Below are 23,790 nucleotides of genomic sequence, written 5' to 3' on the forward strand. Positions count from 1 at the left end.
AGAATAACAGACGATCCAATCATTATAAATAAATAGTAGTATGCATGTTACTTCACCTGTAAGAGAACCGCTGATTCAAGGTGGGAAAACGTACGCGGACGTAACGGAAGACATATGCCGCCACGTGGAGGCGACTCCAACGAAAGAATGGAAGATTGCTTTCGGACTTTCGCTGATCGTTCTGGCATATGGATCTGTGTGTCTCGCATGGACCTGGTGGGAAGGCCTCGGAGTTTGGGGTTTGAATAAAACAGTAGGTTGGGCCTGGGACATCACCAACTTCGTATGGTGGGTGGGTATCGGTCACGCGGGAACGCTGATCTCCGCGATCCTCTTGCTCTTCCGCCAGAAATGGAGAACTTCCATCAACCGCGCAGCGGAAGCGATGACGATCTTCGCCGTTATTTGTGCTGCTTCGTTTATTTTGATGCACATGGGTCGTCCGTGGATGGCTTACTGGGCGCTTCCATTACCCAATGCATTCGGTTCATTGTGGGTTAACTTTAACTCGCCACTCGTTTGGGACGTATTCGCGATCAGTACTTACTTCTCCGTATCATTGGTTTTCTGGTACATCGGTCTGATCCCTGACCTTGCTACCATCCGCGACCGCGCTACAAGCAAAGTTTCGAAATTCATGTACGGAACATTTGCAATGGGCTGGGACGGTTCGGCTAAAACCTGGGCACGTTACGAATACATTTCATTGATCCTCGCAGGTCTGTCTACGCCACTTGTACTTTCGGTACACACCATTGTAAGTATGGACTTTGCTACCTCGGTAATCCCGGGATGGCACACGACGATCTTCCCTCCGTACTTCGTTGCGGGTGCGATCTTCTCGGGCTTCGCGATGGTGCAAAACCTGATGCTGATCACACGTGTAGTTTACAAACTGGAAGACTACATTACATTGGAACACATCGAGACGATGAACAAGGTAATCACACTGACCGGTTCGGTTGTAGGTGTGGCTTACATTACCGAGTTCTTTATCGCATGGTACGGTGGTGTCGAATATGAATACTACGCATTCTTCAACCGTATGACCGGTCCTTACTGGTGGGCATACTGGGCGATGATGACCTGTAACGTAATCTCTCCACAGCTTTTCTGGTCAAGAAAACTGCGTCGTAGCATCTCGTTTACATTCTTCATCTCAGTGATTGTAAACATCGGTATGTGGTTCGAGCGTTTCGTAATTATCGTGACCTCCCTGCACCGTGACTACGTACCTTCAAGCTGGACGATGTTCTCGCCAACACGGTACGATATCGGGGATTACATTTTCTCCTTCGGTTTGTTCTTCACATTGTTCCTCCTGTTCTCGAAATACCTGCCGGTAGTAAACATGGCGGAAGTAAAAGCGGTACTGCGTTCAACTTCTGCGCAGCTGCCTGCCAAGATCGCCGGCGTGGCGAAAGTAAGACAGCGCGGGGCTGCTGAACCCGCTTACAATAAGGATCAGGAATAAAAGCATTGCGTAAAAGCGAATTGTAGAGATTATAATTAAGTAATAGTATGGCAGAATTATCTGGTAAATATTTGGTCGGAGTTTACGACGATGACGATACTGTTCTTCACGCGGTTCCCAAGCTGAGAAAAGCCGGTGTGAAAATTAAAGAAGTATATTCTCCTTTCCCTATCCACGGGCTGGACGAAGCATTGGGACACCCAAGAACCCGCATCGGTATCGCTGCCTTTATGTTTGGTGTGACAGGGTGCTGCTGCGTGCTGACGCTCATGATCTGGACAATGGGCTATGACTGGCCGATGATCATTGGTGGTAAGGACCCGCTCTCGATTCCTAACTATATCCCCATTACATTCGAAGGAACAGTACTTTTTACTGCGTTCGGTATGGTGATCACCTTTTTGATTTCAAATGGACTCGGACCCGGTACCCATTTCCACCCACGGTTTGATGTTCGTGCGACAGACAACAAGTTTATAATGGCTATCGAGATGAGCAGAAATTCAATGACCGAAGAAGAAATATCGAGAGCATTGAAAGACAGCGGCGCGGAAGAAGTCAACATTAAGCAATTCTAATGGAGTTTAAAGCAATGAAATTGAAAAGTTTATATAGAAACCTATTGGTTGTTGCCGTATTGCTTACTGCTGCTGCTGGTTGTAAGAAGGACCCTAACAACCCCGGAAAGGAATATGCTCCAAACATGTACCTGCCAGTAGGTTACGAGCCATACAAACAGGAGAAAGCGAACCCTATCAACCCGCAAGGCCTTACCATGCGCCTGCCGGTAGCCGGTACGGTGGCACGTCGTAACTACCATACCAGCTTCGGATCTTCGGATTCAGCGGTAGTGGACCTGATGGTGTACAACATTCCTGCCGACAGCATCGAGATCGCTGAGAAAGTATTGAAGAACCCGGTTCCTTTGAACGAGAAGACACTTGCGGAAGGAAAGGTATTGTACGACAGATATTGCCAGCACTGCCACGGCGCAACCGGAGCAGGAGACGGAAAAGTGGGAGCGATGTACAAAGGTGTTCCCAACTATGCGAGCGACGCTTACAAAAACCTGAACGAAGGACATATTTTCCACGTGATCACGCACGGTAAGGCGCGCATGTGGCCTCACGGCTCCCAGATCAACCCGGAGGAACGCTGGAAGATCGTACACTACGTACAGAAATTGCAGAAAGGGGCCTAAGTACAATTTTGAAAACAGAGAAATAATTTAAATAATGGCATCAGCACATTCGATTCCTTCTATTGAAGAACGGTTTGAATTTACATCAGGAGCTAAGAAAAGTTTGCTCATTGGTGGCGGTGTAGGACTGGCTCTTGTACTATTAGGAGCATACCTCGCAGCCAATGGCGGTGGTGGTCACGAAGTGGCTGCGCATGGGGCAGAGCACGCTGCGGCGGCTGGCCACGCGGCTGCTGAGCACGGAGCGGCTGCGGCTGCCGGACATGGTGCAGACGCACACGGCGCTGCTGCCGAGGGTCACCATGCAAAAAGCTGGGTTGCGCGCATTTGGGCGAACCTCTGGGTAAACGGTGTATATTTTACCGGAATGTCCGTTGTGGGGATGTTCTTCCTTTCTTATAACTACCTGGCACAGGCTGGCTGGTCGGCGGTATTCAAAAGAGTTCCTGAGGCACTGCCTGCATTCCTGCCTGTAACAGGTGCAGTATTGATCATTACCTTCCTTCTGGGCGGTCACGATCTTTTCCACTGGACGCATGAAGGTTTGTACGAAGTAGGCGGTCCTGAATATGACAAGATCATCGCTGGCAAGCACGGATATCTGAATACGCCTTTCTTCCTGGGACGCCTCGTTATTTACTTCGTGGTTTGGTACCTGATGTGGAAAAAGCTGCGCAGCCTTTCATTGCAGGAAGATGAAATCGGCGGAACTGAATTTTACGAGAAGTCGATCCGTCTGGGAACTGCATTCCTCGTGGTGTTCGGTGTAACATCATCTACTTCCGCATGGGATTTCGTAATGTCGATCGATACTCACTGGTTCAGCACCATGTTCGGCTGGTATACATTGGCTAGCTGGCACGTGGCCGGTCTGGCTGTTATTACCCTCACGATCGTGACATTGCGTGAAAAGGGTTACCTGAGAGCGGTAAATTCAAGCCACCTGCGCGACCTTGGTAAGTTTGTATTCGCATTCAGCATTTTCTGGACTTACGTGTGGTTCGCGCAATTCCTTTTGATCTACTATGCTAACCTTCCGGAAGAAACGATCTATTTCATCGAGCGTTTCCGCGGACACGGTGGATTTTTCAAGGCGCCATTCTTTATTACTTTGTTCTTGAACTTCTTCTTCCCATTCCTGGTATTGATGACCCGCGATGCGAAGTTTACACATTCGATCCTGAAAGTGGCGTGCTGGAGTGTGATCGTCGGACACTGGTTCGATTTCTACACGAACATTATGCCGGGAACGGTTGGTGCAAGTGCTGAACTTGGTCCGTTGGAGTGGGGCTTTTTCCTGATCTTCCTTAGCGCATTTGCATATTCGATCGCAAATCAATTGACGAAGGCAAATCTGATCCCGAGAAATCACCCGATGTTGGAGGAATCACTGCATCACGATATCGCCTAATTGCAAAACCAGTAAATCATCATGTATATTATTATCGCATTAGTTGCTCTTGTATTCATTGTCCTCACCGGGGTGGTTATATCCAGGCTGCAGGGTGTTTTGAAGAGTATCAACAAGACTGATTCAGACGAGATTGAAACATCTGGTAATAAATTCAACGGTGCCATGTTTATCGTGACATTGTTGCTGGGTGCCGTGACAATTACCTGGTCATATCTGCATGCACGCGAATTCTTCCTTCCCGAGGCATCGTCTGTTCACGGTAGAAGAACCGACGACCTGTTCTGGTTCTCGATGGGGATTCTGACCATTCCGTTCATTCTCGTTAACTTCCTCGTGTTCTTCTTTGCCTGGAAATACCAGCACAAGAAAAACCACCGCGCGACATTCTATCCTGAAAACCATAAGCTCGAATTGATCTGGACGATCATCCCGGCTATCGTAATGGCATTGCTCGTATTCACCGGCTGGAAAGCATGGTCGGATATCACGGCAGAAGCACCACGCGATGCGGAGGTAATCGAGATCACCGGTAAGCAGTTCAACTGGATCGCCCGTTACGGCGGTGTCGATAACAACAAGCTGGGTGATTACAACTATAAATTGATTGATGCGCAAAACGAAGTGGGTATCGACTTGTCCGACGAAAATTCATTCGACGACTTTACCAACCCTTCTGAAATGCACATTCCGGTGGGCCGTCCGGTATTGCTGAAAATCCGCGCCCGCGACGTATTGCACAGCGTATTCATTCCGCACATGCGGGTGAAAATGGATGCGGTGCCAGGTATGCCGACCAAATTCTGGTTCGTACCGGACAAGACAACTGCGGATATGCGCGCCGAAACCGGTAACCCGAAATTTGACTACGAGATTGCTTGTACGGAGGTATGTGGACAAGGTCACTTTTCAATGAAAATGAGATTGATCGTAGACGACGAGGCTACATACAAGAAATGGGTTTCAGAACAGGCAACATTCCTGTCGACTTACCCAGAGTATCTTGCGAAAGTTCCTGAGAACCTGAAAGCGAAGGCCATGAAATATGTGCCAGCCGAAGCAGCAGCACCTAAGGCCGACAGCTCAGCAACAGCTGCTGGCGGTGCCGGAGCAAGTTCTAGTCTACGATAATTCTATTAATTAAAATACAATAAAAGTATATGTCAGCTATTGAAGGATTGGAAACAGCTCACCACCACGCAGACGAGCATGACCACCACCATGAAGCACAAAGCTTTTGGCAGAAATATGTATTTTGTGAAGACCACAAAGTAATTGCCAAGCAGTATCTGATCACAGGTATTTTGTGGGCTGTTATCGGTATTACCATGTCGGTGATCTTCCGTATCCAGCTCGGTTTGCCCGATTCTAACCTTTCCTGGTTGAAGCCTGTGCTGGGTGGATGGATCAGCGACGCGGGTAAGCTCGACCCTAACTTTTACCTCGCTTTGGTTACAATGCACGGTACCATCATGGTATTCTTTGTATTGACAGCAGGTTTGAGCGGCACTTTCAGTAACTTCCTGATCCCGCTTCAAGTGGGAGCGCGCGATATGGCGTCGGGTTTCATGAACATGCTTTCTTACTGGTTCTTCTTCCTGGCCAGCGTGATCATGTTCGCTTCTTTGTTCCTGCAACAAGGACCTGCTGCCGGTGGCTGGGTAATTTACCCTCCATTGAGCGCATTGCCGCAGGCACACCCCGGCTCAGGCATGGGTATGACTTTGTGGTTGGCTAGTATGGCATTCTTCATCGTTTCGCAGCTGTTGGGTGGTATCAACTACATTACTACCGTTATCAACCTGCGTACAAGAGGTATGTCTTTCGACCGTCTGCCTCTGACGATCTGGTCATTCCTGATCACGGCGGTACTGGGTCTGATCTCTTTCCCTGTATTGCTTTCGTCTGTATTGCTGCTGATCTTCGACCGTCACTTCGGTACCAGCTTCTATCTTTCCGACATTTACATCAATGGTGAAGCGCTGCCAAACGTGGGTGGTAGCCCGATCCTGTTCCAGCACTTGTTCTGGTTCCTCGGCCACCCTGAGGTATACATCGTACTCCTGCCGGCTTTGGGTATTACATCCGAAGTAATCGCGACGAACTCACGCAAACCGATCTTCGGTTACCGCGCGATGATCGCATCCATGCTCGGTATCGCATTCCTTGCATTTATCGTATGGGCGCACCACATGTTTGTAACAGGTATGAACCCATTCCTCGGATCGGTCTTCATGTTCCTGACGCTGATTATCGCGGTACCTTCTGCGGTGAAAGGTTTTAACTACATTACAACACTCTGGAAAGGTAACATCGTGTTCACCCCAGGTATGTTGTTCTCGATCGGTCTGGTATCCCTGTTCGTATCGGGTGGTTTGACCGGTATCATCCTTGGTAACAGTGCATTGGATATTCAATTGCACGATACTTACTTCGTAGTAGCCCACTTCCACCTGGTAATGGGTGCTGCATCGGCCTTCGGTCTGTTTGCAGGGGTATACCACTGGTTCCCTAAGATGTTCGGCCGCATGATGAACACGTCACTGGGCCAGGCGCACTTCTGGATGACGTTCCTTGGAATTTACATGGTATTCATCCCAATGCACTATGTAGGTATCGCGGGCTTCCCTCGCCGTTACTACCAGTTCACCAGCTACGACTTTACGCATAAGTTTATGGACATGAACATGTTTATCTCTATTGCAGCGATATTCACGTTCCTGGCACAGTTCATCTTCCTCTGGAACTTCTTTTACAGCATTTTCAAAGGTAGAAAGGCACCACAAAATCCATGGCGTTCCAACACGCTCGAATGGACAGCCCCTATTGTTCCGGGTCACGGAAACTGGGAAGGCGAGATTCCTGCGGTGTATCGTTGGTCATATGATTACAGCAAACCGGGTGCCAAAGAGGATTTCATCCCTCAGAACATCCCGTATTCTCAAACACCGGAATCCAACTTCCCTCATGAAAATGAGCTGATCGCGACGGAGAAGGTGATTGAGTCCCAAAACTTTAATGACCAGTTCAAAACACATCATTGATCTTAAAGCGAATCGCCGGTTCCGGCGATTCGCTTTAAATACGCTCATTTCGCTCTACCTGGTAGTGATAGCAGGGGGCATCGTGAGAAGCACAGGCTCAGGAATGGGCTGTCCCGACTGGCCTAAATGCTTCGGCAGATGGGTCCCTCCTACCGAAGCATCACAACTTCCTGCCAATTACAAGGAGATTTACGGTGCGAAGCTGAAAGGAGAAGTCGAGTTTAATGCGACGAAAACCTGGACTGAGTACGTAAACAGGCTTGTAGGAGCGCTTACAGGCATCATCATTTTTCTGATGCTGCTCGCCTCCATTCCTTTTCTTAAATCCGGAAACAAGCAAGTATTCTTTTGGAGCCTCGGGGCATTTCTGCTGACGGGTTTCCAGGGTTGGCTCGGTGCGAAAGTGGTTTCTTTCGAATTGCACCCGCTGATTGTCACAGTGCACATGCTGCTCGCCATAGTGATTATTTTCATCGTGCTTTACGTGTTTACGTGGGCCGGCTATGTCGAAAAGGTGCTCACATTACGAGAAGGCAGTGAGAAGCTGCTGAGCGGAATAGGGATCGCGGTAATGGCGTTGTCGCTATTCCAGATCCTGCTCGGAACGCAGGTGCGCGAGGCGATGGACGTGGTGATAGCAAGGCTCGGTTACGGGGCGCGGTCGGAATGGATCGATGAGCTCGGGGCCAACTTTTACATACACCGCTCGTTTTCGATACTGGTCTTTGTTGTGAATGCAATCTGGATCAATAAGGTATTGAAATCGGGAAACCGGGGAACGGTAGCAGGCAAAATTGCCATCGCCTGCCTCTTGATCCTCATCGCGGAGATCGCAACGGGTGTGATTATGGCGTATCTGGGGGTTCCCGCATTTGCGCAGCCGATACACCTCACATTCGCGGTACTGCTGATCGGTCTGCAATTCATTGTCTGGCTGGTCGTCAACGGCAAGAAATATTTGAAGTATCAAGGCGTGGCCGCGACGGCTGGTAGCCAGTCATAATTTTCAATTTCTGTAAAAATGATTTCAGTAGAGGAAAGCGTAAGTGGGGTTGGGAAGATCAGAGAGAGATTAGGAGTTCTGTTTGAATTATTGAAGTTCCGGTTGGCGTCGTTGATTGCCTTCTCCGGTGCGATGGGGTATTGCCTCGGTGCGAAAGAAGTGAAAACGTCCGATATGGTACTTTTCATCCTCGCATCGATCGGTATCACCGGCGCAGCGAACATTATCAACCAGATCCTCGAAAAGGACCTGGATAAAATGATGAAAAGAACGGCTTCACGGCCGTTACCAAGCGGAAGAATTACCGTAGAACAAGCGGCTGTCTGGGCAGTGATCCTAGGGGTAGCATCGCTGGCAATATTTGTAACGGTTTTCAACCTGACGACAGGCCTCATTTCATTGCTGTCGCTGGTATTGTACGGGTTCGTTTACACGCCATTGAAGCGCGTCGGCCCGATTGCCGTGTTCGTAGGCGCATTCCCCGGCGCATTTCCTCCGATGATCGGATGGGTGGCCGCGACGAACCATTTCGGTCTGGAACCCGGCATTCTGTTTGCGATCCAGTTCTTCTGGCAATTCCCGCATTTCTGGGCCATTGCTTGGGTACTGGATGAAGATTACAAAAGAGCAGGTTTCAAATTGCTTCCCGCCAACGGTTTGAAAGACGCTGATACGACTTTGCAGATCATGATCTATACGTTGTTCCTGCTTCCGATCGGCTGGCTGCCGTACGAACTGGGAATGACAGGCATCAACTCCGCGTTCATCGCGACGATTTTCGGGGTGTTGTTCCTCGCGCAGACGTTCCATCTCATGCGCACCTGCACGGACAAGACCGCGAAGCAGCTGATGTTCGGATCGTTCATTTACCTGCCTATCGTTCAGATTGCTTTTTTGTTGGATAAATTGTGATATAGCATCGAGAGAAAATGGAAAACGTTCAGCAAATTAAATTGGAAAGAGAGCCGCAGGAGACGCTCTCGATGGACCCGAAGAAGTTCATTCTTTGGTTGTTCCTCGTGACGATCATCATGCTTTTTGCCTCGCAAAGCAGCGCTTACCTCGTGCGCCGTGCAGAAGGCAACTGGCTGGAATTTGAAATGCCGCAGATATTCTGGTACAGCACGGTGGTGCTGATAATGAGCAGTGTGGCGATGCAATGGGCCTATTTTTCGGCAAAAAAAGATCAGTTCCAACAATTGAAAATAGCAATTTCTATTACTTTTGTACTCGGCCTGATCTTCCTTTATATGCAGTTTCAAGGCTGGAAAGAGCTGGTGGCGATGAATGTCTATTTTGTTGGAAACCCGTCCGGTTCGTTCTTTTACGTGTTCACAGGGCTTCATGGTTTCCACATCATTACCGGCCTGATTGTTTTGGTATTCGCATTGACTTCGGCATTTAAGCTGAACGTGCATTCCAAAAATCTGAGAAGAATTCAGATCAGCGCCACTTACTGGCACTTTTTGGATATACTCTGGTTATACCTTTTTGTTTTTTTATTGACCTTTAATTAATAATTTCTTTTATCAATGGCGGCACATGTAACAACACCCGGCGCGGTAGAACCCAAAATGTGGTTGGGGGGTATTGAGCCTATGAAAGCAAGTTACGGTAAACTGATGATGTGGTTCTTCCTCATCTCGGATACCTTTACTTTCTCTGCCTTGCTGGTGGCATATGGTACAGCCCGGTTTAGTTTCCCCGCTTTCTCCGGAAAACACGAAGATTTTACATTCTCCAACATGTACTGGCCCGTACCTGAGAGGGTATACGAAGCCGTACCGTTCCTGCACGGCGTATCATTGCCGCTGGTATTTGTTGGTATCATGACATTCATCCTTATCGCTAGCTCCGTTACAATGGTACTTGCAGTGGAGGCCGGTCACCGCATGGACCGCGCGAATGTGGAAAAATATATGCTTTGGACTATCCTGGGTGGTTTTACCTTCCTTGGTTGCCAGGCTTGGGAATGGACCCACTTTATCCACGGAACCGACGCTGGTACCGTGATGAAAGTGATCGAAAACGGAACCTGGATTGAGAAGACCATCCACGGCGCTAACCTGACCGAAAACCAATACGGTCCTCCTGCGTTTGCGGATTTCTTCTTCTTCATCACCGGTTTCCATGGAACACACGTATTCTCGGGTGTGATCCTGAACATCCTCATCTTCTTCCGCGCGGCCACCGGCTTGTACGACAGGAGAGGCAGCTACGAAATGGTGGAGAAAGTAGGTCTCTACTGGCACTTTGTGGATCTGGTTTGGGTGTTTGTATTTACATTCTTCTACCTGGTTTAAATTATAGGACAATATTAAAATTGAAGTAAAATGGCGGAAGTACATCATCACCACGTACACAACCAGGATCCCGAAGCGGGAGCCGAGCAGCGTAAAGCGATCTGGAAGACCTTTTGGATTCTTCTGTTCATTACCGCCGGCGAATTTGCGATCGCATTTACAATTCCTCACGGAGTTTTTAAAATATCGATCTTCATCGTTCTCACCATCGTGAAGGCATTCTATATCGTGGGGGAATTCATGCACTTGAAACATGAAACAAAGACGCTGATCTGGTCGATACTCGTTCCGGTGATATTCGTAGCCTGGTTGATCCTGGCGCTCCTGCTGGAAGGCGATGCAATTTTCCAGGCGATCTTTAAGTAATATATAAATGAAGAAATTTCCCAAAGCCGGGTTACTGATTATCACATTAGTAATTCCGGCTTTGATTTTTGCATTACTGAAACTGTTCGGAACGAACCATTACGACCTGCCTTATTTCGTGGCGGAGAAGGACGGCAGCGGATCGGCGGTGGTTCAAAACGGTGATACGCTGTTTCACCAGGTTTCAAATGATTGTGGCTTGTTTGCAGCTGTAAAACTGGACGGGCATTTGACAGTGGTAAGCCGGATACCGGCAAACTGCGGCGAACCCTGCGAACGGGGGGCGGACGAACTGGAAAGGCTGGCTGCCTTGAAAGCCTCGATACCCGAATTGCAAATAGTCGCTGTATCGACAGGTTCCGTCAGAAACGGCAGTTGGCAATCGGTGAAGGCCGATAGCATAGCGATAGCAAGCTGTTTTGAAAAGGAATTGACGGACAATGAGAAAGGCAGTGAAGCATTGAATGGACCGGCCGGACAAATCGTGCTGATCGACCGGGAAAGACATGTGAGGGGCTTTTACAAGGCCGGAGACGCGGAGGAAACCGACCGGCTGATGGCCGAGATCAAGATCCTCGATTATGAAAAGAAGAATGAGCAATAAGTGAGTATGGCAACATTAGTAATTGAAAAAAAACCAAAATACGAACGTATTATCAATGTTTTGGCCATTGCCATTCCGGTAGTGGTGGCATTGCTGCTGGGAATCCGGCAGAAAATCGATCTGGGCGAGTGGACGAAAGTATTGCCGCATGTGATCGGGGTGATCAATACCCTCACATCCATGCTACTGATCATGGGTTTCTATTTTATCAAGCAGAAGAACATTGCGGCTCACCGCCAGATTATGACCGGGGCATTCTTGCTCGGCGCGGTGTTTCTCGTTTGTTATGTGCTTTACCACATTTCCAACGAAGCCACACCATTCGGCGGAACGGGTTTCATCCGGCCGGTTTACTACTTTTTGCTCATCTCGCATATCGTGTTATCGATCGGGGTCGTTTGGTTTGTATTGCGTGCGGTGTATTTCGGTTATACCAACCAGATTGCGCAGCATCGGAAGGCAGTTAAATGGGCTATGCCGATCTGGCTGTATGTAAGTGTTACCGGTGTAATCGTATATTTGATGATTAGTCCTTATTACGTATGAAAAAATTCTTAGTGATATCCGGCCTGGTGATCCTGTTCCTGATGAACAGCGCGGGGGCATTTGCGCAATGCGCGATGTGCCGCGGATCGGTAGAAAGTTCAATGGGCAATGGCCGTAACAATGTAGGTGTAGGTTTAAACACCGGCATTATGTTCCTGTTTGTAATGCCCTATCTGCTCGTGGCGGCGATCGGGTACTTCTGGTACCGCAATTCCAAGAGAGCACAGGCGGAGCGGCAATTCGTGGCAGCGCGGGTGCGGTCGGCCTACGAGAATTGATCCGAAATACAAGATATTAGAGGGCGGAGCCAATGCGGTTCCGCCTTTTTGTTTTAATAAAATAGTCCTCCGTAATGGCGTAGATAATGCGTTGCGCGTCTTTAAAACAAAAACACATTCCCCGCCATGCGTCGTCTTAATCTCTGCTTTGCATTCCTGTTATTCCAATTTGTCAGTGCCCATGCGCAAAGCATTTCCACGGCCAAACCCTGGACTTACTGGTGGTGGATGGGCAGCGCCGTGAACAAGGCCGACATCACGGCCCAGCTGGAATATTTCAGCAAATCGGGCGTCGGCGGCGTGCATATCATTCCGATTTACGGCGTAAAGGGTTACGAGAAGCAAAACATTTCGTTTCTGAGCCCGCAATGGCTGGAAGTAATGCAGCATACCATTCGCGAGGGTAAGCGGCTGGGATTGGGCGTGGATATGACGACAGGTACCGGCTGGCCTTTCGGCGGCCCGAATGTAAGCCCCGCGATGGCGGCGCAAAGCATGACGGTTACGGACGGGAAGCCGGTTGTGAAGCCGACCGGACAGAAAGTGAAGCGCCCGGCACCCGGCGGGGACGGGTTTGTCCTCGACCCGTTCAATGCGACGGGGATGCAGCAATACCTCGTACGCTTCGATTCCGCATTTGCCCGATCCCCGGAAAAGCCGCGATCGATGTACAACGACTCCTATGAAGCATATGGCGCTAACTGGACGGCGGATTTCGCAGAGCAATTCCAGTCGAGGCGAAAATATGATCTGTTGGAAAAGTTGCATTTGCTGAACGACTCGACGGGCAACCCGGAGGCGACATTGGTCAAAATCGATTATCACCAGACGCTCGCGGAGCTGCTTTTGGAAAGGTATGCGAAACCCTGGACCGATTGGAGCCGTCAGCACGGCTTTCTGACGCGCTACCAGGCGCACGGCTCGCCCGGTAACCTGCTCGATTTGTACGAGGCGGCGGACATTCCGGAGACGGAGTCATTCGGCACGAGCCGTTTCAGCATGCCCGGTCTGCGCATCGACCCCGATTATTCGATCGATCAGTTCGGAACTCCGAACCCGCTGGCGATGAAATTCGCGTCGTCGGCAGCAAATTTGTCCGGCAAAAAACTGGTCAGTTCTGAAACCGGTACCTGGCTCGCGAACCACTTCAAGGTGTCGCTTTCGCAGGTAAAACCGCAGATCGACGAGCTCTTCACGGCCGGTATCAACCATATTTTCTACCACGGCTCTACCTATTCTCCCGAAAAGGAAGGCTTCCCCGGCTGGCTCTTTTATGCATCGACGAATTTTGGCAAAACAGCCCATTTCTCGGAGCATTTTCCGTTGCTGAACCAATATGTGGAGTGGTGCCAGAAATTGTTGCAGGATAGTAAGCCTGACAACGACGTGCTTGTCTATTTCCCGATCCACGATCTGTGGGCCACCAGGGCGAAGTCGGGCGGTGGCGTACATTTGCTGGAAGTACATCATGTAGACCGCTGGTTGTTGGATTTGCCTTTTGGAAAGTTGTCGGAAAGGCTGTGGCGGGAAGGTTATGCATTCGATTTTGTGTCGGATTTGCAGTTGAAAAAGTTTACCGTCGGTTCTAATGGCGTTTTGAATTCGGGTAATGCAACTTACAAGACTTTGGTAATCCCGTCGGCGACTTATCTACCGGAGGAAACATTGAAGGAGCTGCAACGGCTGGCTAATGCGGGCGCGAAAATTGTTTTTGATCAAAAATTGCCTTCCAAGGTTACCGGAAATGCCGGGCATGAAGAGCGGCAACAAGCATTTGATGAAGCAGTCAAAAAGGTATCAAGTCTCCAAAATGTGAAGGTTTCGATGAACCTGAATGCAGACCTGGCAGGTAATGGGGTGGTTAGGGAACAATTGGCGGAAAAGGGGCTGACATTTATCCGTAAGAAATCATCGGGCGGGATGTCCTTGTATTTTGTGGCTAACCTTGGTAACACATTTCAAGGCGGATGGGTACGCATCGGAAATGGGAAGACAATGTCGCGAAATACGCCGATGCGCGGAGAATCGCTTTTGCATACTCGGACGGTTGCCGGGCATGAAGAAATATTCCTGGATCTGTCGCCCGGGGAATCGTGTTTTCTGGAAAGCGCCGCAGATGGTTCCGATATCCCGTTTGTAAGCGGTGTATCAAAAGAATGGGAGATAAAAGGTGAATGGGAAGTGTCATTTCTCAATGGGAAGCCTTCACTGCCAGCTCCCGCGAAACTTACCACATTGAAATCCTGGACAACGCTGCCGGATTCTGTTGAATATTTTTCAGGAAAGGCACGCTACCGAATTACTTTCGATCTGAAAGGGCCACTGAAGCAATATGAGGACGCAGGTATTAGCCTGGGCGATGTACGCGAAGTGGCCAGCGTTAAATTGAATGGCAAAGACCTGGGTACCGCCTGGCATATTCCGTTTCAGGTTTATGCCGGTCATGCCTTGAAACAAAAAGGCAATGTCCTCGAAATAGAGGTAACAAACCTTTCGGCCAACTACATGCGCCTGCGCGACCAGCAGCAGCCCGACTGGAAGAAATTTTACGACATCAATATCGTGGATATCACTTATAAAAAGTTCGATGCGACGCGCTGGCAGCCAATGCCGTCGGGATTACTCGGTCCCGTGAAACTGATTTACTAATGCGGGTTGCGGCCATGCATTATTCCCAAAGTGGGTAATGTTCCAGCTGAATTTGCCGGCCGAAGAATATATTCGTCGACTGTTCGAATGATAACGTGTAATCTGAAACATAGAACTGCCGCCTGCCTTCGCCTTTTTCGTTGATCAGGTAATGCTGTTCGAGCCAGGCCTTCAACGAGCGCGCCACGATTTCGGACGTATCGAGCGTCTCGATCGCTTCGCCGTAGAATTTGCGGATCTGCGTTTTGATCAGCGGGTAATGCGTGCAGCCCAATATCAATGCTTCGATGCCATTTAGTGACGAGTCCGACAGGTAATTGGCGATTACGCTCTCGCTGATATTGTTGTCGAAAAAGCCTTCTTCGATCATTGGCGCCAGCAACGGCGTGGCCAGTGATTTCAAATGGATGTTACGGTCCAGCGCATCGACTTTCTTTTTATACACATTCGAAAGGACCGTCTGCTTGGTACCAATGAGGCCGATCGTTTTGCCCTCATAATGCTCCTTCACATAGTCCACGACCGGATCGATCACATTCAACACCTTCGCCTTGCTTCCCACGTACTCGCGCACGAGCTCGTATGCGGCCGCGGATGCGGAGTTGCAGGCGATGAGGATCAGCTTGCAGTTTTGCTGCAACAGCATATTGCAAATCTTGATCGAATAGGCCTGAATGGCTGCTGTGGATTTGTCGCCATAAGGTAAATGCGCCGTGTCGCCGAAATAAATGGTGTTTTCCTGGGGAAGCAATTTGGTAACGGCGCTGGCGACGGTCATACCGCCGATTCCGCTGTCGAAAATACCGATGGGCGCAGAGGAGTCGAGCATTAGGGAAGTCCTTTTGATGGTCAATGAATGATATTCGCATCAAAGCTAAAAAAATATCAAAAAACTTTTCCGGCACATGCAACCTGACGCAGCGGAATGCGCATCTTGCTGTCGAAACCACCAATTAGAATGGGTCGAATTTTAGCATTATTTAGCCAGGAAGCACAGCTCGTCAAAGCCCTCAGGAAGGAAGATCCGAAAGCGCAGCGGCAGCTCTACGACAAATACAGCCATCGAATGCTGGCTTTGTGCTTTCGCTATGTATGCGACGAAATGGCGGCCGAGGATGTGATGGTGGAAGGGTTTCTAAGGGTTTTTGAAAAAATAAGCCAGTTCAACAGCGAAGGGAGCTTCGAAGGGTGGATCAGGAGGATTATGGTGAACGAGTCGCTGGGCTATTTGCGGAAGAAAAAGCGGATTTTGGAAGACAACATTTCGGACGAAGCCAACAATATTCCAGACTATACCCACGCCGACCAGAACCTGGAAACGGAGGAGTTAATGGCGCTGATCGAATCTTTGCCGGTCGGTTACCGGACAGTTTTTAACCTGTACGCTATCGAAGGCTACGCACATATTGAAATTGCCCAAATGCTGGGCATTACTGAAAGTACATCGAAATCACAATTGCATCGCGCCCGGGCATTGTTGCAGAAAATGGTCGTGGAATGGCAGCATGATTATAAAAAAAAAGTAGACTATGAAAAAGCATCCTGTTGATGATCTTTTCAAACGCAGGCTCGAAGGATTGGAAAGAACGCCTTCGGAAAATGCGTGGCTGAAAATTCAGGAAAAGCAACCTGTACGGCATCGTAAGGTTGTGTGGGGTTGGTATGCGGCGGCCGGAGTGGCTGCGGCGGTGATGGGCGGATACCTGGTTTGGCAAAATCAGCAGGGCGTTTCGCCGCATAGCATTCAATCGGAGCGGACCATCGCGGCAGCCAGGCCGATGCGGAATGACTCGGCGGTTTCTCCGGTAAACAATGCAAAGCAGCCGGTTGAGCAAATAGTTTCTGTTGAGAAAACAGGTAACGGGCCGTCGGACAATGCATTGGCAGGTTCGGGCAAAAATGACAACCGAGAGAAATTGCCTGCGGCACAAATAGCGAAAGCGCCGGTTAAAACACAGGATATGAAAACTCCGGCCACAGCGCCTGCACCTGTTCAAGGAGTTCAGGAATTTGCGATCAATGAAAAACCATCGGTTTCGGTGAATGCAATTCAGCCGGAGCCTTTAAATATGCCTGTTGCGCAGGATATCAAGACTTTACCCGATGAGCCAGCTGTTAGTCGGGTGAACAAGCCGGAGGCGGAACCGACAAGAACAATTGTCGTGGCCGTGGAGACCGGTACGAATGAAGTGGAAGAAAAACCACGTAACACCCGGTTTGCAAGGGTTTTCCGTCAGCTCAAAAATGCAAGGGCGGGCGAGAAGGTCGACTGGGACGAAGTGGGTTTTAATCCGAAAAACCTTGTGGCACGTGTGGACGATCGCCTGCGTAGCAAGGATGACAAAAAAGATCACCCTAAAGAGAAGACAAAACTGTAATCTATTGTGCCATGAAAAGTAAAATATATGCAATGGTAGTGCTGTTCGTATTGGCAGCCATTGGCACGCGTGCCGGTTCATTGAGATTAGCCGATGAGAAACGCTGGCGCCCCTCAGCGCAGGATAAGGACTCGATCATCGTAACATTCGGGGATAAAACGAGGCTGATCATTTACGGCGAAAACCGGCAGGAGCTCGAAAAGATCATGAGGTATGACTTGAACGCGCTTTTGAAAGATCTGAAAATACGCCTGGACAGTACCGCTGGGGACACGACATTGTTGCGGGAGGAATTCAACGGGAACAAATACCTGAAAAACCCCGGTGACCAGGAGGAAAAGGATTACGTCAGGATCGGTCTGCGGGGTATTCACATCAAGGACGGCGATACGCGGGTGTCGATCGACAACAGCGGGGTGAAAGTGAAGGACGGTGACGAGGTAGTGGCTTCGGATTCCACGTACCGGCGGGTAGGCAAGCATTTCCGCAGGACTTCGTGGGGCGGATCGAGCCCGCGGAAGGGATTCAATATCGCATTGGGCCTCAATACCTACGGTACCAACGAGGCGACGGCCGGTTTCAATAAAGACGACTACGATTTAAAACCATTCGGGTCGCGGTATGTGAGCCTGGGGTACGTGGCAAGCGCGAATGTCGTTCGCGGCAAAAACGCCCGCCTGCACCTGGACTTCGGGGTCGATTTCTCCTGGTACAATATGATGTATGATGGAAACAATACTATTGCCAAAACGGATGACGGTGTGGAGTTCAGGGAAGTGGTCAATGATCAGGGGCAACCCGTAGAGGTGCGGAAGTCGAAGCTCGTGGTACCGTATGTAAATTTGGCGATCATGCCTACGCTCAGTTTCTCGCGGTCGTTCATATCGTACATCAGCGCCGGAGTTTATGGCGGTTACCGTATCGGCAGCTACACGAAGGTGCGGAAGGTAGGGACGAAGGACGTAGACCACGACAGACGTAATTTTTATATCGAAGATTTGCGCTACGGCCTGGCGGCCGAGATAGGTATCCGTAACTTTCCTGACTTCTTTGTGAACTATGATTTGAACAATCTTTACGAAGCCAACCGCGGTCCGTCGGTACGGATGCTCAGTTTCGGGGTTCGGTTGTTCTAAGTCAAAAAGTGCCCATATGGCCTGGAATCGGCGTTTTCGCTTCCGGGCCATATTTTTTTTGAAAAATTTTTCAAAAGAATTTGAGAATCTAAAAAATGGATATAATTTTGCGACTCCAAAATGTGAAACAAACGGTTTTCACGCTTGTGTTGAAATGTTGTTCGGGGGTGTACCAGAGTGGCCAAATGGGGCAGACTGTAAATCTGCTGACTTATGTCTTCGGTGGTTCGAATCCATCCGCCCCCACAGTTTGAGTCTGAAAAAGTGCTTCAAATAATACCAGTTTTTGAAGCGGAGACGATGACAAATGCGGAAGTAGCTCAGCTGGTAGAGCGATAGCCTTCCAAGCTATAGGTCGCGAGTTCGAACCTCGTCTTCCGCTCCAAGAAGCACCATCGAAGCGATTAGCGAAAACTTTCAATAGATACTTTTTCGCTAATCGCTTTTTGGGTTCTAAACAACGATTAGTAAGTACAATTGCTTTTGTAGCTCAGGGCGGTCCGCCGATGCGGTAGAGCACTTCCTTGGGAAGAAAAGAAAAGAAGTAACAACGCTTTTGTAGCTCAGGGGTAGAGCACTTCCTTGGTAAGGAAGAGGTCAGGGGTTCAAATCCCCTCAAAAGCTCGGAAAGTTCTGAATACGTATGATTCAGAAAAGGCAGGTTCGCCTGCGATGGCTTGATCCTGGTTTGGTTAACGATTGCGGTGTTTGATTGCAGTAAAGCCAGCAGGATCAATTAGTAGTGTATAATAAATTCGTAATAACTTTTAATTTTAAGCGTACTTAAGTCATGGCAAAAGAGACGTTTGACCGCTCGAAACCCCACGTAAATATTGGTACTATCGGGCACGTTGACCACGGTAAAACTACCCTTACAGCGGCGATTACAACTGTGTTGGCTGATAAAGGTTTTGCACAGAAACGCGACTTCTCATCAATCGACAATGCTCCTGAAGAGAAAGAGCGCGGTATCACAATCAACACTTCTCACGTAGAATACCAGACAGCCAACCGTCACTATGCGCACGTTGACTGCCCAGGTCACGCTGACTACGTGAAGAACATGGTAACTGGTGCTGCTCAGATGGACGGCGCAATCATCGTGGTTGCTGCTACTGACGGTCCAATGCCACAAACTCGTGAGCACATCCTTCTCGCTCGTCAGGTAGGTGTTCCTCAGCTTGTTGTGTTCATGAACAAAGTGGACATGGTTGATGATCCGGAACTTCTTGAACTCGTTGAGATGGAAATCCGTGAGCTTCTTAGCTTCTACGAATTCGATGGTGACAACATTCCAGTTGTACAAGGCTCTGCTTTGGGTGGTCTTAACGGCGATCCGAAATGGGTTAAAACTATCGAAGATCTGATGGAGGCTGTTGATACCTGGATTCCAATTCCTCCACGTATGACAGATCTTCCATTCTTGATGCCTGTTGAAGACGTATTCTCGATCACTGGTCGTGGTACTGTTGCAACTGGTCGTATCGAGCGTGGTGTGATCAACTCTGGTGATCCTGTTGATATCCTCGGTATGGGTGCAGAAGGTCTTAAATCTACCGTAACTGGTGTTGAGATGTTCCGTAAGATCCTTGACCGCGGTGAAGCTGGTGACAACGTAGGTTTGTTGCTTCGCGGTATCGACAAAGAAGATATCCGTCGTGGTATGGTAATCTGTAAGCCAGGTTCAGTTAAACCTCACCTGCACTTCAAAGGTGAAGTTTACGTACTGTCGAAAGAAGAAGGTGGACGTCACACTCCATTCTTCAACAAATACCGTCCTCAGTTCTACTTCCGTACCACTGACGTGACAGGTGAAATCTCACTTCCAGCAGGTGTTGAAATGGTTATGCCAGGTGACAACATCACGATCGAAGTGAAACTGATCAACAAAATCGCTATGGAAAAAGGTCTTCGTTTCGCGATCCGTGAAGGTGGACGTACCGTAGGTGCTGGTCAGGTAACTGAAATTCTTGACTAATCAAGATAGCAATATTAAAACAAGTGCATTTCTTTTGGAATGCACTTGTTTTTTGTAAAGAATATCGTATCTTTGCAGCCCCAATGAGTGAGTTGCGCGATAAACGGGTGTAGTTCAAGGGTAGAATAGCGGTCTCCAAAACCGTTGATGGGAGTTCGAATCTCTCCACCCGTGCATAAATCGAAAAGGTGAAATGGAAAAATTTACTTCTTTTTTGAAAGCGTCCTGGGAAGAAATGACCCAGCATGTAACATGGCCGCCTTTCAACGAGCTGCAAGCCAATACCACTCTGGTGCTTGTAGGTTCCCTCATTTTTGCCTTTGTGGTCGGTGTGATGGATTTAGTTTTTGAAAACGCACTGAGATTATTTTATCAGTCTTTCTAAGGCTATTTTTTTGAAGAGATAACCCCTGAAAGGTATGAGTAGTCTAAATTGGTTTGTATTACGGGCAGTGTCGGGACAAGAGAAAAAAATCAAGTCTTACATTGAAAATGAAATCACACGCCAGAAACTGAATGAATTCGTTCCGCAAATCCTGATCCCTTCCGAGAAGATCTATGAAATGCGTAACGGTAAAAAGCGTGTTCGGGAAAAGAACTTCTTCCCGGGTTACATTATCATTTCAGCCGATCTGTCCAAAGGGGAGGTACTCCACATCATTACAAGCATTCCCGGCGTAATCGGTTTCCTCGGCAATGCCGAAGGAAATTCCAAAGTGCCCATTCCGCTCCGCCAGTCGGAGATCAACCGTATCCTCGGTAAGGTCGACGAAGCAGAGCAGCACGAAGAAGCGCCAAGCATGTCTTTCATCAAAGGCGAGACTGTGAAAGTCGTAGATGGTCCGTTCAGCGGATTTATCGGTTTGGTGGAAGAAGTATTCGACGAGAAGAAAAAACTCAATGTAGTTGTAAAAATATTCGGGCGTAATACACCCGTGGAACTCAGTTACGCACAAGTAGAAAAGGATAGTTGAGCGAATAGCGGGCAGGTAGGCTTCCAACTGCATGTGAGCCGCTAGTCAATCGATGAACCGACAAATTCCAAAACAATGGCAAAAGAAATAGGTGGATACGTCAAACTGCAGGTGAAAGGTGGCCAAGCCAACCCATCACCTCCGATTGGTCCTGCATTAGGATCGAAGGGTTTGAATATCATGGAGTTTTGCAAGCAATTCAATGGCCGTACCCAGGATAAAATGGGTGTGGTATTGCCGGTAGTTATTACATACTACAAAGACAAGTCTTTCGACTTCGTCATCAAAACCCCCCCGGCCGCTATTCTTCTTCTGGAAGCCTCAAAAGTGAAAACAGGTTCGGCACAACCGAACCGTATTAAGGTAGGATCAGTTTCATGGGATCAGGTTAAAACGATCGCTGAAACTAAAATGCCCGACCTGAACTGCTTCACCGTAGAGTCTGCTATGAAAATGATCGCGGGAACGGCTCGTAGTATGGGTATCACCGTGGCTGGCAAGGCCCCATGGGAAGAAAACAACTGAGCGTAGATTTATAGATACGCCAAAGAAACAAAGAACATGGGAAAATTGACCAAAAAGCAAAAAGAAGCTCTTTCAAAATACGACGCAACCCAGGCTTATACCCTGGAAGCAGCTGCGGATGTTCTGAAAACGATTTCCTATACCAAATTTGATGCTTCCGTAGATATCGACGTTCGTTTGGGCGTAGATCCTCGTAAAGCTGACCAGATGGTACGTGGCGTGGTAACATTGCCACACGGAACCGGAAAAGAAGTTCGTGTATTGGTGCTGTGTACTCCCGACAAGGAGGCAGAAGCGAAAGAGGCAGGAGCGGATTATGTTGGTCTTGACGAATACATTACGAAAATCGAGCAAGGCTGGACAGACATCGACGTGATTATTACAATGCCGAGTGTAATGGCAAAAGTAGGTAGACTTGGTAAAGTGTTGGGTCCTCGCGGTCTGATGCCAAACCCTAAGTCGGGAACTGTAACTCCGGACGTAGCAAAAGCTGTTAAGGAAGTGAAGGCTGGTAAAATCGACTTCAAAGTTGACAAAACCGGTATCATCCACACCAGCATCGGAAAGGTATCTTTCGGAACTGACCAGCTTGCACAAAACGCAACTGAAGTTATCAATACCTTGGTTCGCCTTAAGCCTTCATCGGCAAAAGGTACTTACGTAAAGAGCATTCACTTGTCTAGTACGATGAGCCCGGGTGTTATTATTGACAAAAACACGATTCCAGGATTGTAATATGACACGGGAAGAAAAAGCAGTAATTATTGACGAGTTAAGTCAGAAATTCGCTAGCACGCCATATTTCTACATCACCAACGCAACCGGCATGACCGTGAGCGAGGTGAACCAACTGAGAAGCCTTTGCTTCGAACGCGGTGTGGAATATCGTGTTGTGAAGAATACATTGATTAAAAAAGCGCTCGAAACATTAGATACGGACTATACTTCTTTCGACGAAGTGTTGAAAGGATTTTCCGGAGTAATGTTTCACCCGGAGTCAGGTAAAGTTCCTGCACAACTGATCAAGGATTTCAAAAAGAAATCAGGCAGCGACAAATTGAAGTTCAAAGGAGCTTCTGTTGATACTGCCCTTTTCGTTGGAGAAAGCCAGCTGGACGTTCTGATTTCACTGAAATCGAAACAAGAACTGATCGGCGAAGTGATCGGATTGTTGCAATCGCCTGCCAAAAATGTTATCGGCGCTCTTACAAGCGGCGGACAGAACCTGGCTGGTATCTTGAAAACTTTGTCTGAAAAAGAGGACTAATTTGAATAACCAGGTTTAGCTCTCCGGGTTAAAATAAAATAGAGCTTTTTTAAATCATCTTATTGTATAATCAAAAAAATCAAAATAGAAATGGCAGATTTGAAAGCATTCGCAGAACAGCTTGTTAACCTTACGGTTAAAGAAGTGAACGAATTGGCTACAATTCTTAAAGACGAGTACGGCATTGAGCCAGCAGCTGCTGGTGCAGTAGTGGTAGCAGGTCCTGCTGGTGGTGGCAGCGATGCTCCCGCAGTTGAAGAGAAAACATCTTTCGATGTGATCTTGAAATCAGCTGGTGCTGGTAAATTGGCTGTTGTGAAATTGGTTAAAGACCTGACTGGTCTTGGCCTGAAAGAAGCGAAAGAACTCGTTGACGGCGCTCCAAAACCTGTAAAAGAAGGTGTTGCTAAAGACGAAGCTGACGCGCTGAAAAAGCAACTTGAAGAAGCTGGTGCAGAAGTTGAAGTGAAGTAATTTGCTCCACAGCATTAGAAAATAAATTCTTAGGAATAGGCCTGACAGTCGTCAGGTCTTTTCCTGTTTTTTATAAAGACCAAACGAAAATTACTTTTTTATCGTTCTGGTTAGAGGCGGTGACGAGATCGCTGCCCAAAATCTCCTTCCGGCTAACTTTGTCCGAAACACTTCCCTAC

26 protein-coding genes and 4 tRNA genes are annotated in these 23,790 nt (G+C 48.4%); 29 read left to right on the top strand and 1 reads right to left on the bottom strand.

All coding sequences use genetic code 11. From position 1 onward, the window contains the following. The first annotated feature begins 40 nt into the window (after positions 1–40). The 15 genes from nrfD to H144_RS0125255 all read left to right on the top strand — a co-directional run bounded on the left by nrfD (position 41) and on the right by H144_RS0125255 (position 14,879). On the top strand, positions 41–1,474 hold the full coding sequence (gene nrfD / locus H144_RS0125185) for an NrfD/PsrC family molybdoenzyme membrane anchor subunit (protein WP_019944886.1): 1,434 nt from the start codon (positions 41–43) through the stop codon (positions 1,472–1,474). 47 nt (positions 1,475–1,521) lie between these two features. Beyond that, the gene (locus tag H144_RS0125190) at positions 1,522–2,052 is read left to right on the top strand and encodes a DUF3341 domain-containing protein (protein WP_019944887.1); all 531 of its coding nucleotides are present in this window, start codon (positions 1,522–1,524) and stop codon (positions 2,050–2,052) included. Beyond that, positions 2,052–2,675 carry a c-type cytochrome gene (locus H144_RS0125195; RefSeq protein WP_019944888.1) on the top strand — a complete coding sequence of 208 codons (624 nt, stop codon included), beginning with the start codon at positions 2,052–2,054 and terminating at the stop codon, positions 2,673–2,675. The genes H144_RS0125190 and H144_RS0125195 overlap by 1 nt, the downstream gene beginning before the upstream one ends. A 34-nt stretch (positions 2,676–2,709) precedes the next feature. Continuing rightward, positions 2,710–4,086, top strand: coding sequence for a hypothetical protein (locus tag H144_RS0125200; RefSeq protein WP_026350988.1), 1,377 nt, complete (start codon positions 2,710–2,712; stop codon positions 4,084–4,086). A gap of 21 nt (positions 4,087–4,107) precedes the next feature. Then, complete coding sequence (locus tag H144_RS0125205) at positions 4,108–5,217, top strand: cytochrome c oxidase subunit II (RefSeq protein WP_019944891.1); 1,110 nt, start codon at positions 4,108–4,110, stop codon at positions 5,215–5,217. Between the two features lie 29 nt (positions 5,218–5,246). Beyond that, a complete protein-coding gene (locus H144_RS0125210; protein WP_019944892.1) occupies positions 5,247–7,130 on the top strand; it encodes a cytochrome c oxidase subunit I in 1,884 nt (627 codons plus the stop codon). Next, a complete protein-coding gene (locus tag H144_RS0125215) occupies positions 7,105–8,133 on the top strand; it encodes a COX15/CtaA family protein (protein WP_019944893.1) in 1,029 nt (342 codons plus the stop codon). The genes H144_RS0125210 and H144_RS0125215 overlap by 26 nt, the downstream gene beginning before the upstream one ends. An 18-nt stretch (positions 8,134–8,151) precedes the next feature. Next, a complete protein-coding gene (gene cyoE / locus H144_RS0125220) occupies positions 8,152–9,045 on the top strand; it encodes a heme o synthase (protein WP_051100173.1) in 894 nt (297 codons plus the stop codon). Positions 9,046–9,062: 17 nt separating this feature from the next. Next, entirely contained in the window at positions 9,063–9,650 is a 588-nt protein-coding gene (locus H144_RS0125225) for a cytochrome c oxidase subunit 3 (protein WP_019944895.1), read from the top strand. A 15-nt stretch (positions 9,651–9,665) separates the two neighbouring features. Then, a complete protein-coding gene (locus H144_RS0125230) occupies positions 9,666–10,436 on the top strand; it encodes a cytochrome c oxidase subunit 3 (RefSeq protein ID WP_019944896.1) in 771 nt (256 codons plus the stop codon). 30 nt (positions 10,437–10,466) lie between these two features. Next, positions 10,467–10,802, top strand: coding sequence for a cytochrome C oxidase subunit IV family protein (locus tag H144_RS0125235; protein ID WP_019944897.1), 336 nt, complete (start codon positions 10,467–10,469; stop codon positions 10,800–10,802). Between the two features lie 7 nt (positions 10,803–10,809). After that, positions 10,810–11,406, top strand: coding sequence for a hypothetical protein (locus H144_RS0125240; protein WP_019944898.1), 597 nt, complete (start codon positions 10,810–10,812; stop codon positions 11,404–11,406). 6 nt (positions 11,407–11,412) lie between these two features. Further along, complete coding sequence (locus tag H144_RS0125245; RefSeq protein WP_019944899.1) at positions 11,413–11,952, top strand: DUF420 domain-containing protein; 540 nt, start codon at positions 11,413–11,415, stop codon at positions 11,950–11,952. Continuing rightward, the gene (locus H144_RS0125250; RefSeq protein WP_019944900.1) at positions 11,949–12,230 is read left to right on the top strand and encodes a CAMCR motif-containing small membrane protein; all 282 of its coding nucleotides are present in this window, start codon (positions 11,949–11,951) and stop codon (positions 12,228–12,230) included. Before H144_RS0125245 ends, H144_RS0125250 begins: the two co-directional genes overlap by 4 nt. Before the next feature lie 126 nt (positions 12,231–12,356). Then, a complete protein-coding gene (locus H144_RS0125255) occupies positions 12,357–14,879 on the top strand; it encodes a glycosyl hydrolase (RefSeq protein WP_026350991.1) in 2,523 nt (840 codons plus the stop codon). 19 nt (positions 14,880–14,898) lie between these two features. Here H144_RS0125255 and murI read toward each other — a convergent pair whose 3' ends face one another. Next, on the bottom strand, positions 14,899–15,708 hold the full coding sequence (gene murI / locus H144_RS0125260; protein ID WP_019944902.1) for a glutamate racemase: 810 nt from the start codon (positions 15,706–15,708) through the stop codon (positions 14,899–14,901). A 129-nt stretch (positions 15,709–15,837) separates the two neighbouring features. Between murI and H144_RS0125270 the strand changes: the two genes are divergently transcribed. From H144_RS0125270 to rplL, 14 genes are all read left to right on the top strand, one after another. Then, positions 15,838–16,428, top strand: coding sequence for an RNA polymerase sigma factor (locus tag H144_RS0125270; protein ID WP_019944904.1), 591 nt, complete (start codon positions 15,838–15,840; stop codon positions 16,426–16,428). After that, the gene (locus H144_RS0125275) at positions 16,409–17,257 is read left to right on the top strand and encodes a hypothetical protein (RefSeq protein ID WP_019944905.1); all 849 of its coding nucleotides are present in this window, start codon (positions 16,409–16,411) and stop codon (positions 17,255–17,257) included. Before H144_RS0125270 ends, H144_RS0125275 begins: the two co-directional genes overlap by 20 nt. A gap of 11 nt (positions 17,258–17,268) precedes the next feature. Next, positions 17,269–18,393 carry a porin family protein gene (locus H144_RS0125280; protein WP_019944906.1) on the top strand — a complete coding sequence of 375 codons (1,125 nt, stop codon included), beginning with the start codon at positions 17,269–17,271 and terminating at the stop codon, positions 18,391–18,393. Between the two features lie 163 nt (positions 18,394–18,556). Further along, positions 18,557–18,639, top strand: a tRNA-Tyr gene (locus tag H144_RS0125285). A gap of 63 nt (positions 18,640–18,702) precedes the next feature. After that, positions 18,703–18,778: transfer RNA gene (locus H144_RS0125290), tRNA-Gly, on the top strand. Positions 18,779–18,945: 167 nt separating this feature from the next. Beyond that, positions 18,946–19,017 (top strand) — tRNA-Thr (locus tag H144_RS0125295). 166 nt (positions 19,018–19,183) lie between these two features. Beyond that, positions 19,184–20,371: an elongation factor Tu gene (tuf, locus tag H144_RS0125300; RefSeq protein ID WP_019944907.1), complete on the top strand. Its 1,188-nt coding sequence runs from the start codon at positions 19,184–19,186 to the stop codon at positions 20,369–20,371. Positions 20,372–20,474: 103 nt separating this feature from the next. Next, positions 20,475–20,545, top strand: a tRNA-Trp gene (locus H144_RS0125305). A gap of 19 nt (positions 20,546–20,564) precedes the next feature. Continuing rightward, on the top strand, positions 20,565–20,756 hold the full coding sequence (gene secE / locus H144_RS0125310; RefSeq protein ID WP_019944908.1) for a preprotein translocase subunit SecE: 192 nt from the start codon (positions 20,565–20,567) through the stop codon (positions 20,754–20,756). Between the two features lie 34 nt (positions 20,757–20,790). Then, positions 20,791–21,345, top strand: a complete 555-nt coding sequence (nusG, locus tag H144_RS0125315) for a transcription termination/antitermination protein NusG (protein WP_026350992.1) — start codon at positions 20,791–20,793, stop codon at positions 21,343–21,345. Positions 21,346–21,420: 75 nt separating this feature from the next. Beyond that, a complete protein-coding gene (rplK, locus tag H144_RS0125320) occupies positions 21,421–21,870 on the top strand; it encodes a 50S ribosomal protein L11 (RefSeq protein ID WP_019944910.1) in 450 nt (149 codons plus the stop codon). A gap of 36 nt (positions 21,871–21,906) precedes the next feature. Beyond that, on the top strand, positions 21,907–22,605 hold the full coding sequence (gene rplA, locus H144_RS0125325; RefSeq protein WP_015812906.1) for a 50S ribosomal protein L1: 699 nt from the start codon (positions 21,907–21,909) through the stop codon (positions 22,603–22,605). 1 nt (position 22,606) lies between these two features. Then, complete coding sequence (gene rplJ / locus H144_RS0125330) at positions 22,607–23,137, top strand: 50S ribosomal protein L10 (protein WP_019944911.1); 531 nt, start codon at positions 22,607–22,609, stop codon at positions 23,135–23,137. 90 nt (positions 23,138–23,227) lie between these two features. Next, positions 23,228–23,611 (top strand): 50S ribosomal protein L7/L12, encoded by a 384-nt coding sequence (gene rplL / locus H144_RS0125335; RefSeq protein WP_019944912.1) that lies wholly within the window; start codon positions 23,228–23,230, stop codon positions 23,609–23,611. Positions 23,612–23,790: the final 179 nt, after the last annotated feature.

Origin of the sequence: Dyadobacter beijingensis DSM 21582 (genome assembly GCF_000382205.1) — a bacterium.
Taxonomy (GTDB): domain Bacteria; phylum Bacteroidota; class Bacteroidia; order Cytophagales; family Spirosomataceae; genus Dyadobacter; species Dyadobacter beijingensis.

Excerpts from the sequence above, each read along its gene's own strand:
- H144_RS0125190 (WP_019944887.1), top strand. The coding sequence starts at position 1,522 with ATGGCAGAATTATCTGGTAAATATTTGGTCGGAGTTTACGACGATGAC.
- rplA (WP_015812906.1), top strand. The coding sequence starts at position 21,907 with ATGGGAAAATTGACCAAAAAGCAAAAAGAAGCTCTTTCAAAATACGAC.
- H144_RS0125270 (WP_019944904.1), top strand. The coding sequence starts at position 15,838 with ATGGGTCGAATTTTAGCATTATTTAGCCAGGAAGCACAGCTCGTCAAA.
- cyoE (WP_051100173.1), top strand. The coding sequence starts at position 8,152 with ATGATTTCAGTAGAGGAAAGCGTAAGTGGGGTTGGGAAGATCAGAGAG.
- H144_RS0125205 (WP_019944891.1), top strand. The coding sequence starts at position 4,108 with ATGTATATTATTATCGCATTAGTTGCTCTTGTATTCATTGTCCTCACC.
- H144_RS0125255 (WP_026350991.1), top strand. The coding sequence starts at position 12,357 with ATGCGTCGTCTTAATCTCTGCTTTGCATTCCTGTTATTCCAATTTGTC.
- rplK (WP_019944910.1), top strand. The coding sequence starts at position 21,421 with ATGGCAAAAGAAATAGGTGGATACGTCAAACTGCAGGTGAAAGGTGGC.
- H144_RS0125210 (WP_019944892.1), top strand. The coding sequence starts at position 5,247 with ATGTCAGCTATTGAAGGATTGGAAACAGCTCACCACCACGCAGACGAG.
- H144_RS0125235 (WP_019944897.1), top strand. The coding sequence starts at position 10,467 with ATGGCGGAAGTACATCATCACCACGTACACAACCAGGATCCCGAAGCG.
- H144_RS0125225 (WP_019944895.1), top strand. The coding sequence starts at position 9,063 with ATGGAAAACGTTCAGCAAATTAAATTGGAAAGAGAGCCGCAGGAGACG.
- nrfD (WP_019944886.1), top strand. The coding sequence starts at position 41 with ATGCATGTTACTTCACCTGTAAGAGAACCGCTGATTCAAGGTGGGAAA.
- H144_RS0125245 (WP_019944899.1), top strand. The coding sequence starts at position 11,413 with ATGGCAACATTAGTAATTGAAAAAAAACCAAAATACGAACGTATTATC.
- tuf (WP_019944907.1), top strand. The coding sequence starts at position 19,184 with ATGGCAAAAGAGACGTTTGACCGCTCGAAACCCCACGTAAATATTGGT.
- H144_RS0125280 (WP_019944906.1), top strand. The coding sequence starts at position 17,269 with ATGAAAAGTAAAATATATGCAATGGTAGTGCTGTTCGTATTGGCAGCC.
- H144_RS0125200 (WP_026350988.1), top strand. The coding sequence starts at position 2,710 with ATGGCATCAGCACATTCGATTCCTTCTATTGAAGAACGGTTTGAATTT.
- H144_RS0125230 (WP_019944896.1), top strand. The coding sequence starts at position 9,666 with ATGGCGGCACATGTAACAACACCCGGCGCGGTAGAACCCAAAATGTGG.
- H144_RS0125250 (WP_019944900.1), top strand. The coding sequence starts at position 11,949 with ATGAAAAAATTCTTAGTGATATCCGGCCTGGTGATCCTGTTCCTGATG.
- murI (WP_019944902.1), bottom strand. The coding sequence starts at position 15,708 with ATGCTCGACTCCTCTGCGCCCATCGGTATTTTCGACAGCGGAATCGGC.
- rplJ (WP_019944911.1), top strand. The coding sequence starts at position 22,607 with ATGACACGGGAAGAAAAAGCAGTAATTATTGACGAGTTAAGTCAGAAA.
- rplL (WP_019944912.1), top strand. The coding sequence starts at position 23,228 with ATGGCAGATTTGAAAGCATTCGCAGAACAGCTTGTTAACCTTACGGTT.
- nusG (WP_026350992.1), top strand. The coding sequence starts at position 20,791 with ATGAGTAGTCTAAATTGGTTTGTATTACGGGCAGTGTCGGGACAAGAG.
- H144_RS0125275 (WP_019944905.1), top strand. The coding sequence starts at position 16,409 with ATGAAAAAGCATCCTGTTGATGATCTTTTCAAACGCAGGCTCGAAGGA.
- H144_RS0125215 (WP_019944893.1), top strand. The coding sequence starts at position 7,105 with ATGACCAGTTCAAAACACATCATTGATCTTAAAGCGAATCGCCGGTTC.
- secE (WP_019944908.1), top strand. The coding sequence starts at position 20,565 with ATGGAAAAATTTACTTCTTTTTTGAAAGCGTCCTGGGAAGAAATGACC.
- H144_RS0125195 (WP_019944888.1), top strand. The coding sequence starts at position 2,052 with ATGGAGTTTAAAGCAATGAAATTGAAAAGTTTATATAGAAACCTATTG.
- H144_RS0125240 (WP_019944898.1), top strand. The coding sequence starts at position 10,810 with ATGAAGAAATTTCCCAAAGCCGGGTTACTGATTATCACATTAGTAATT.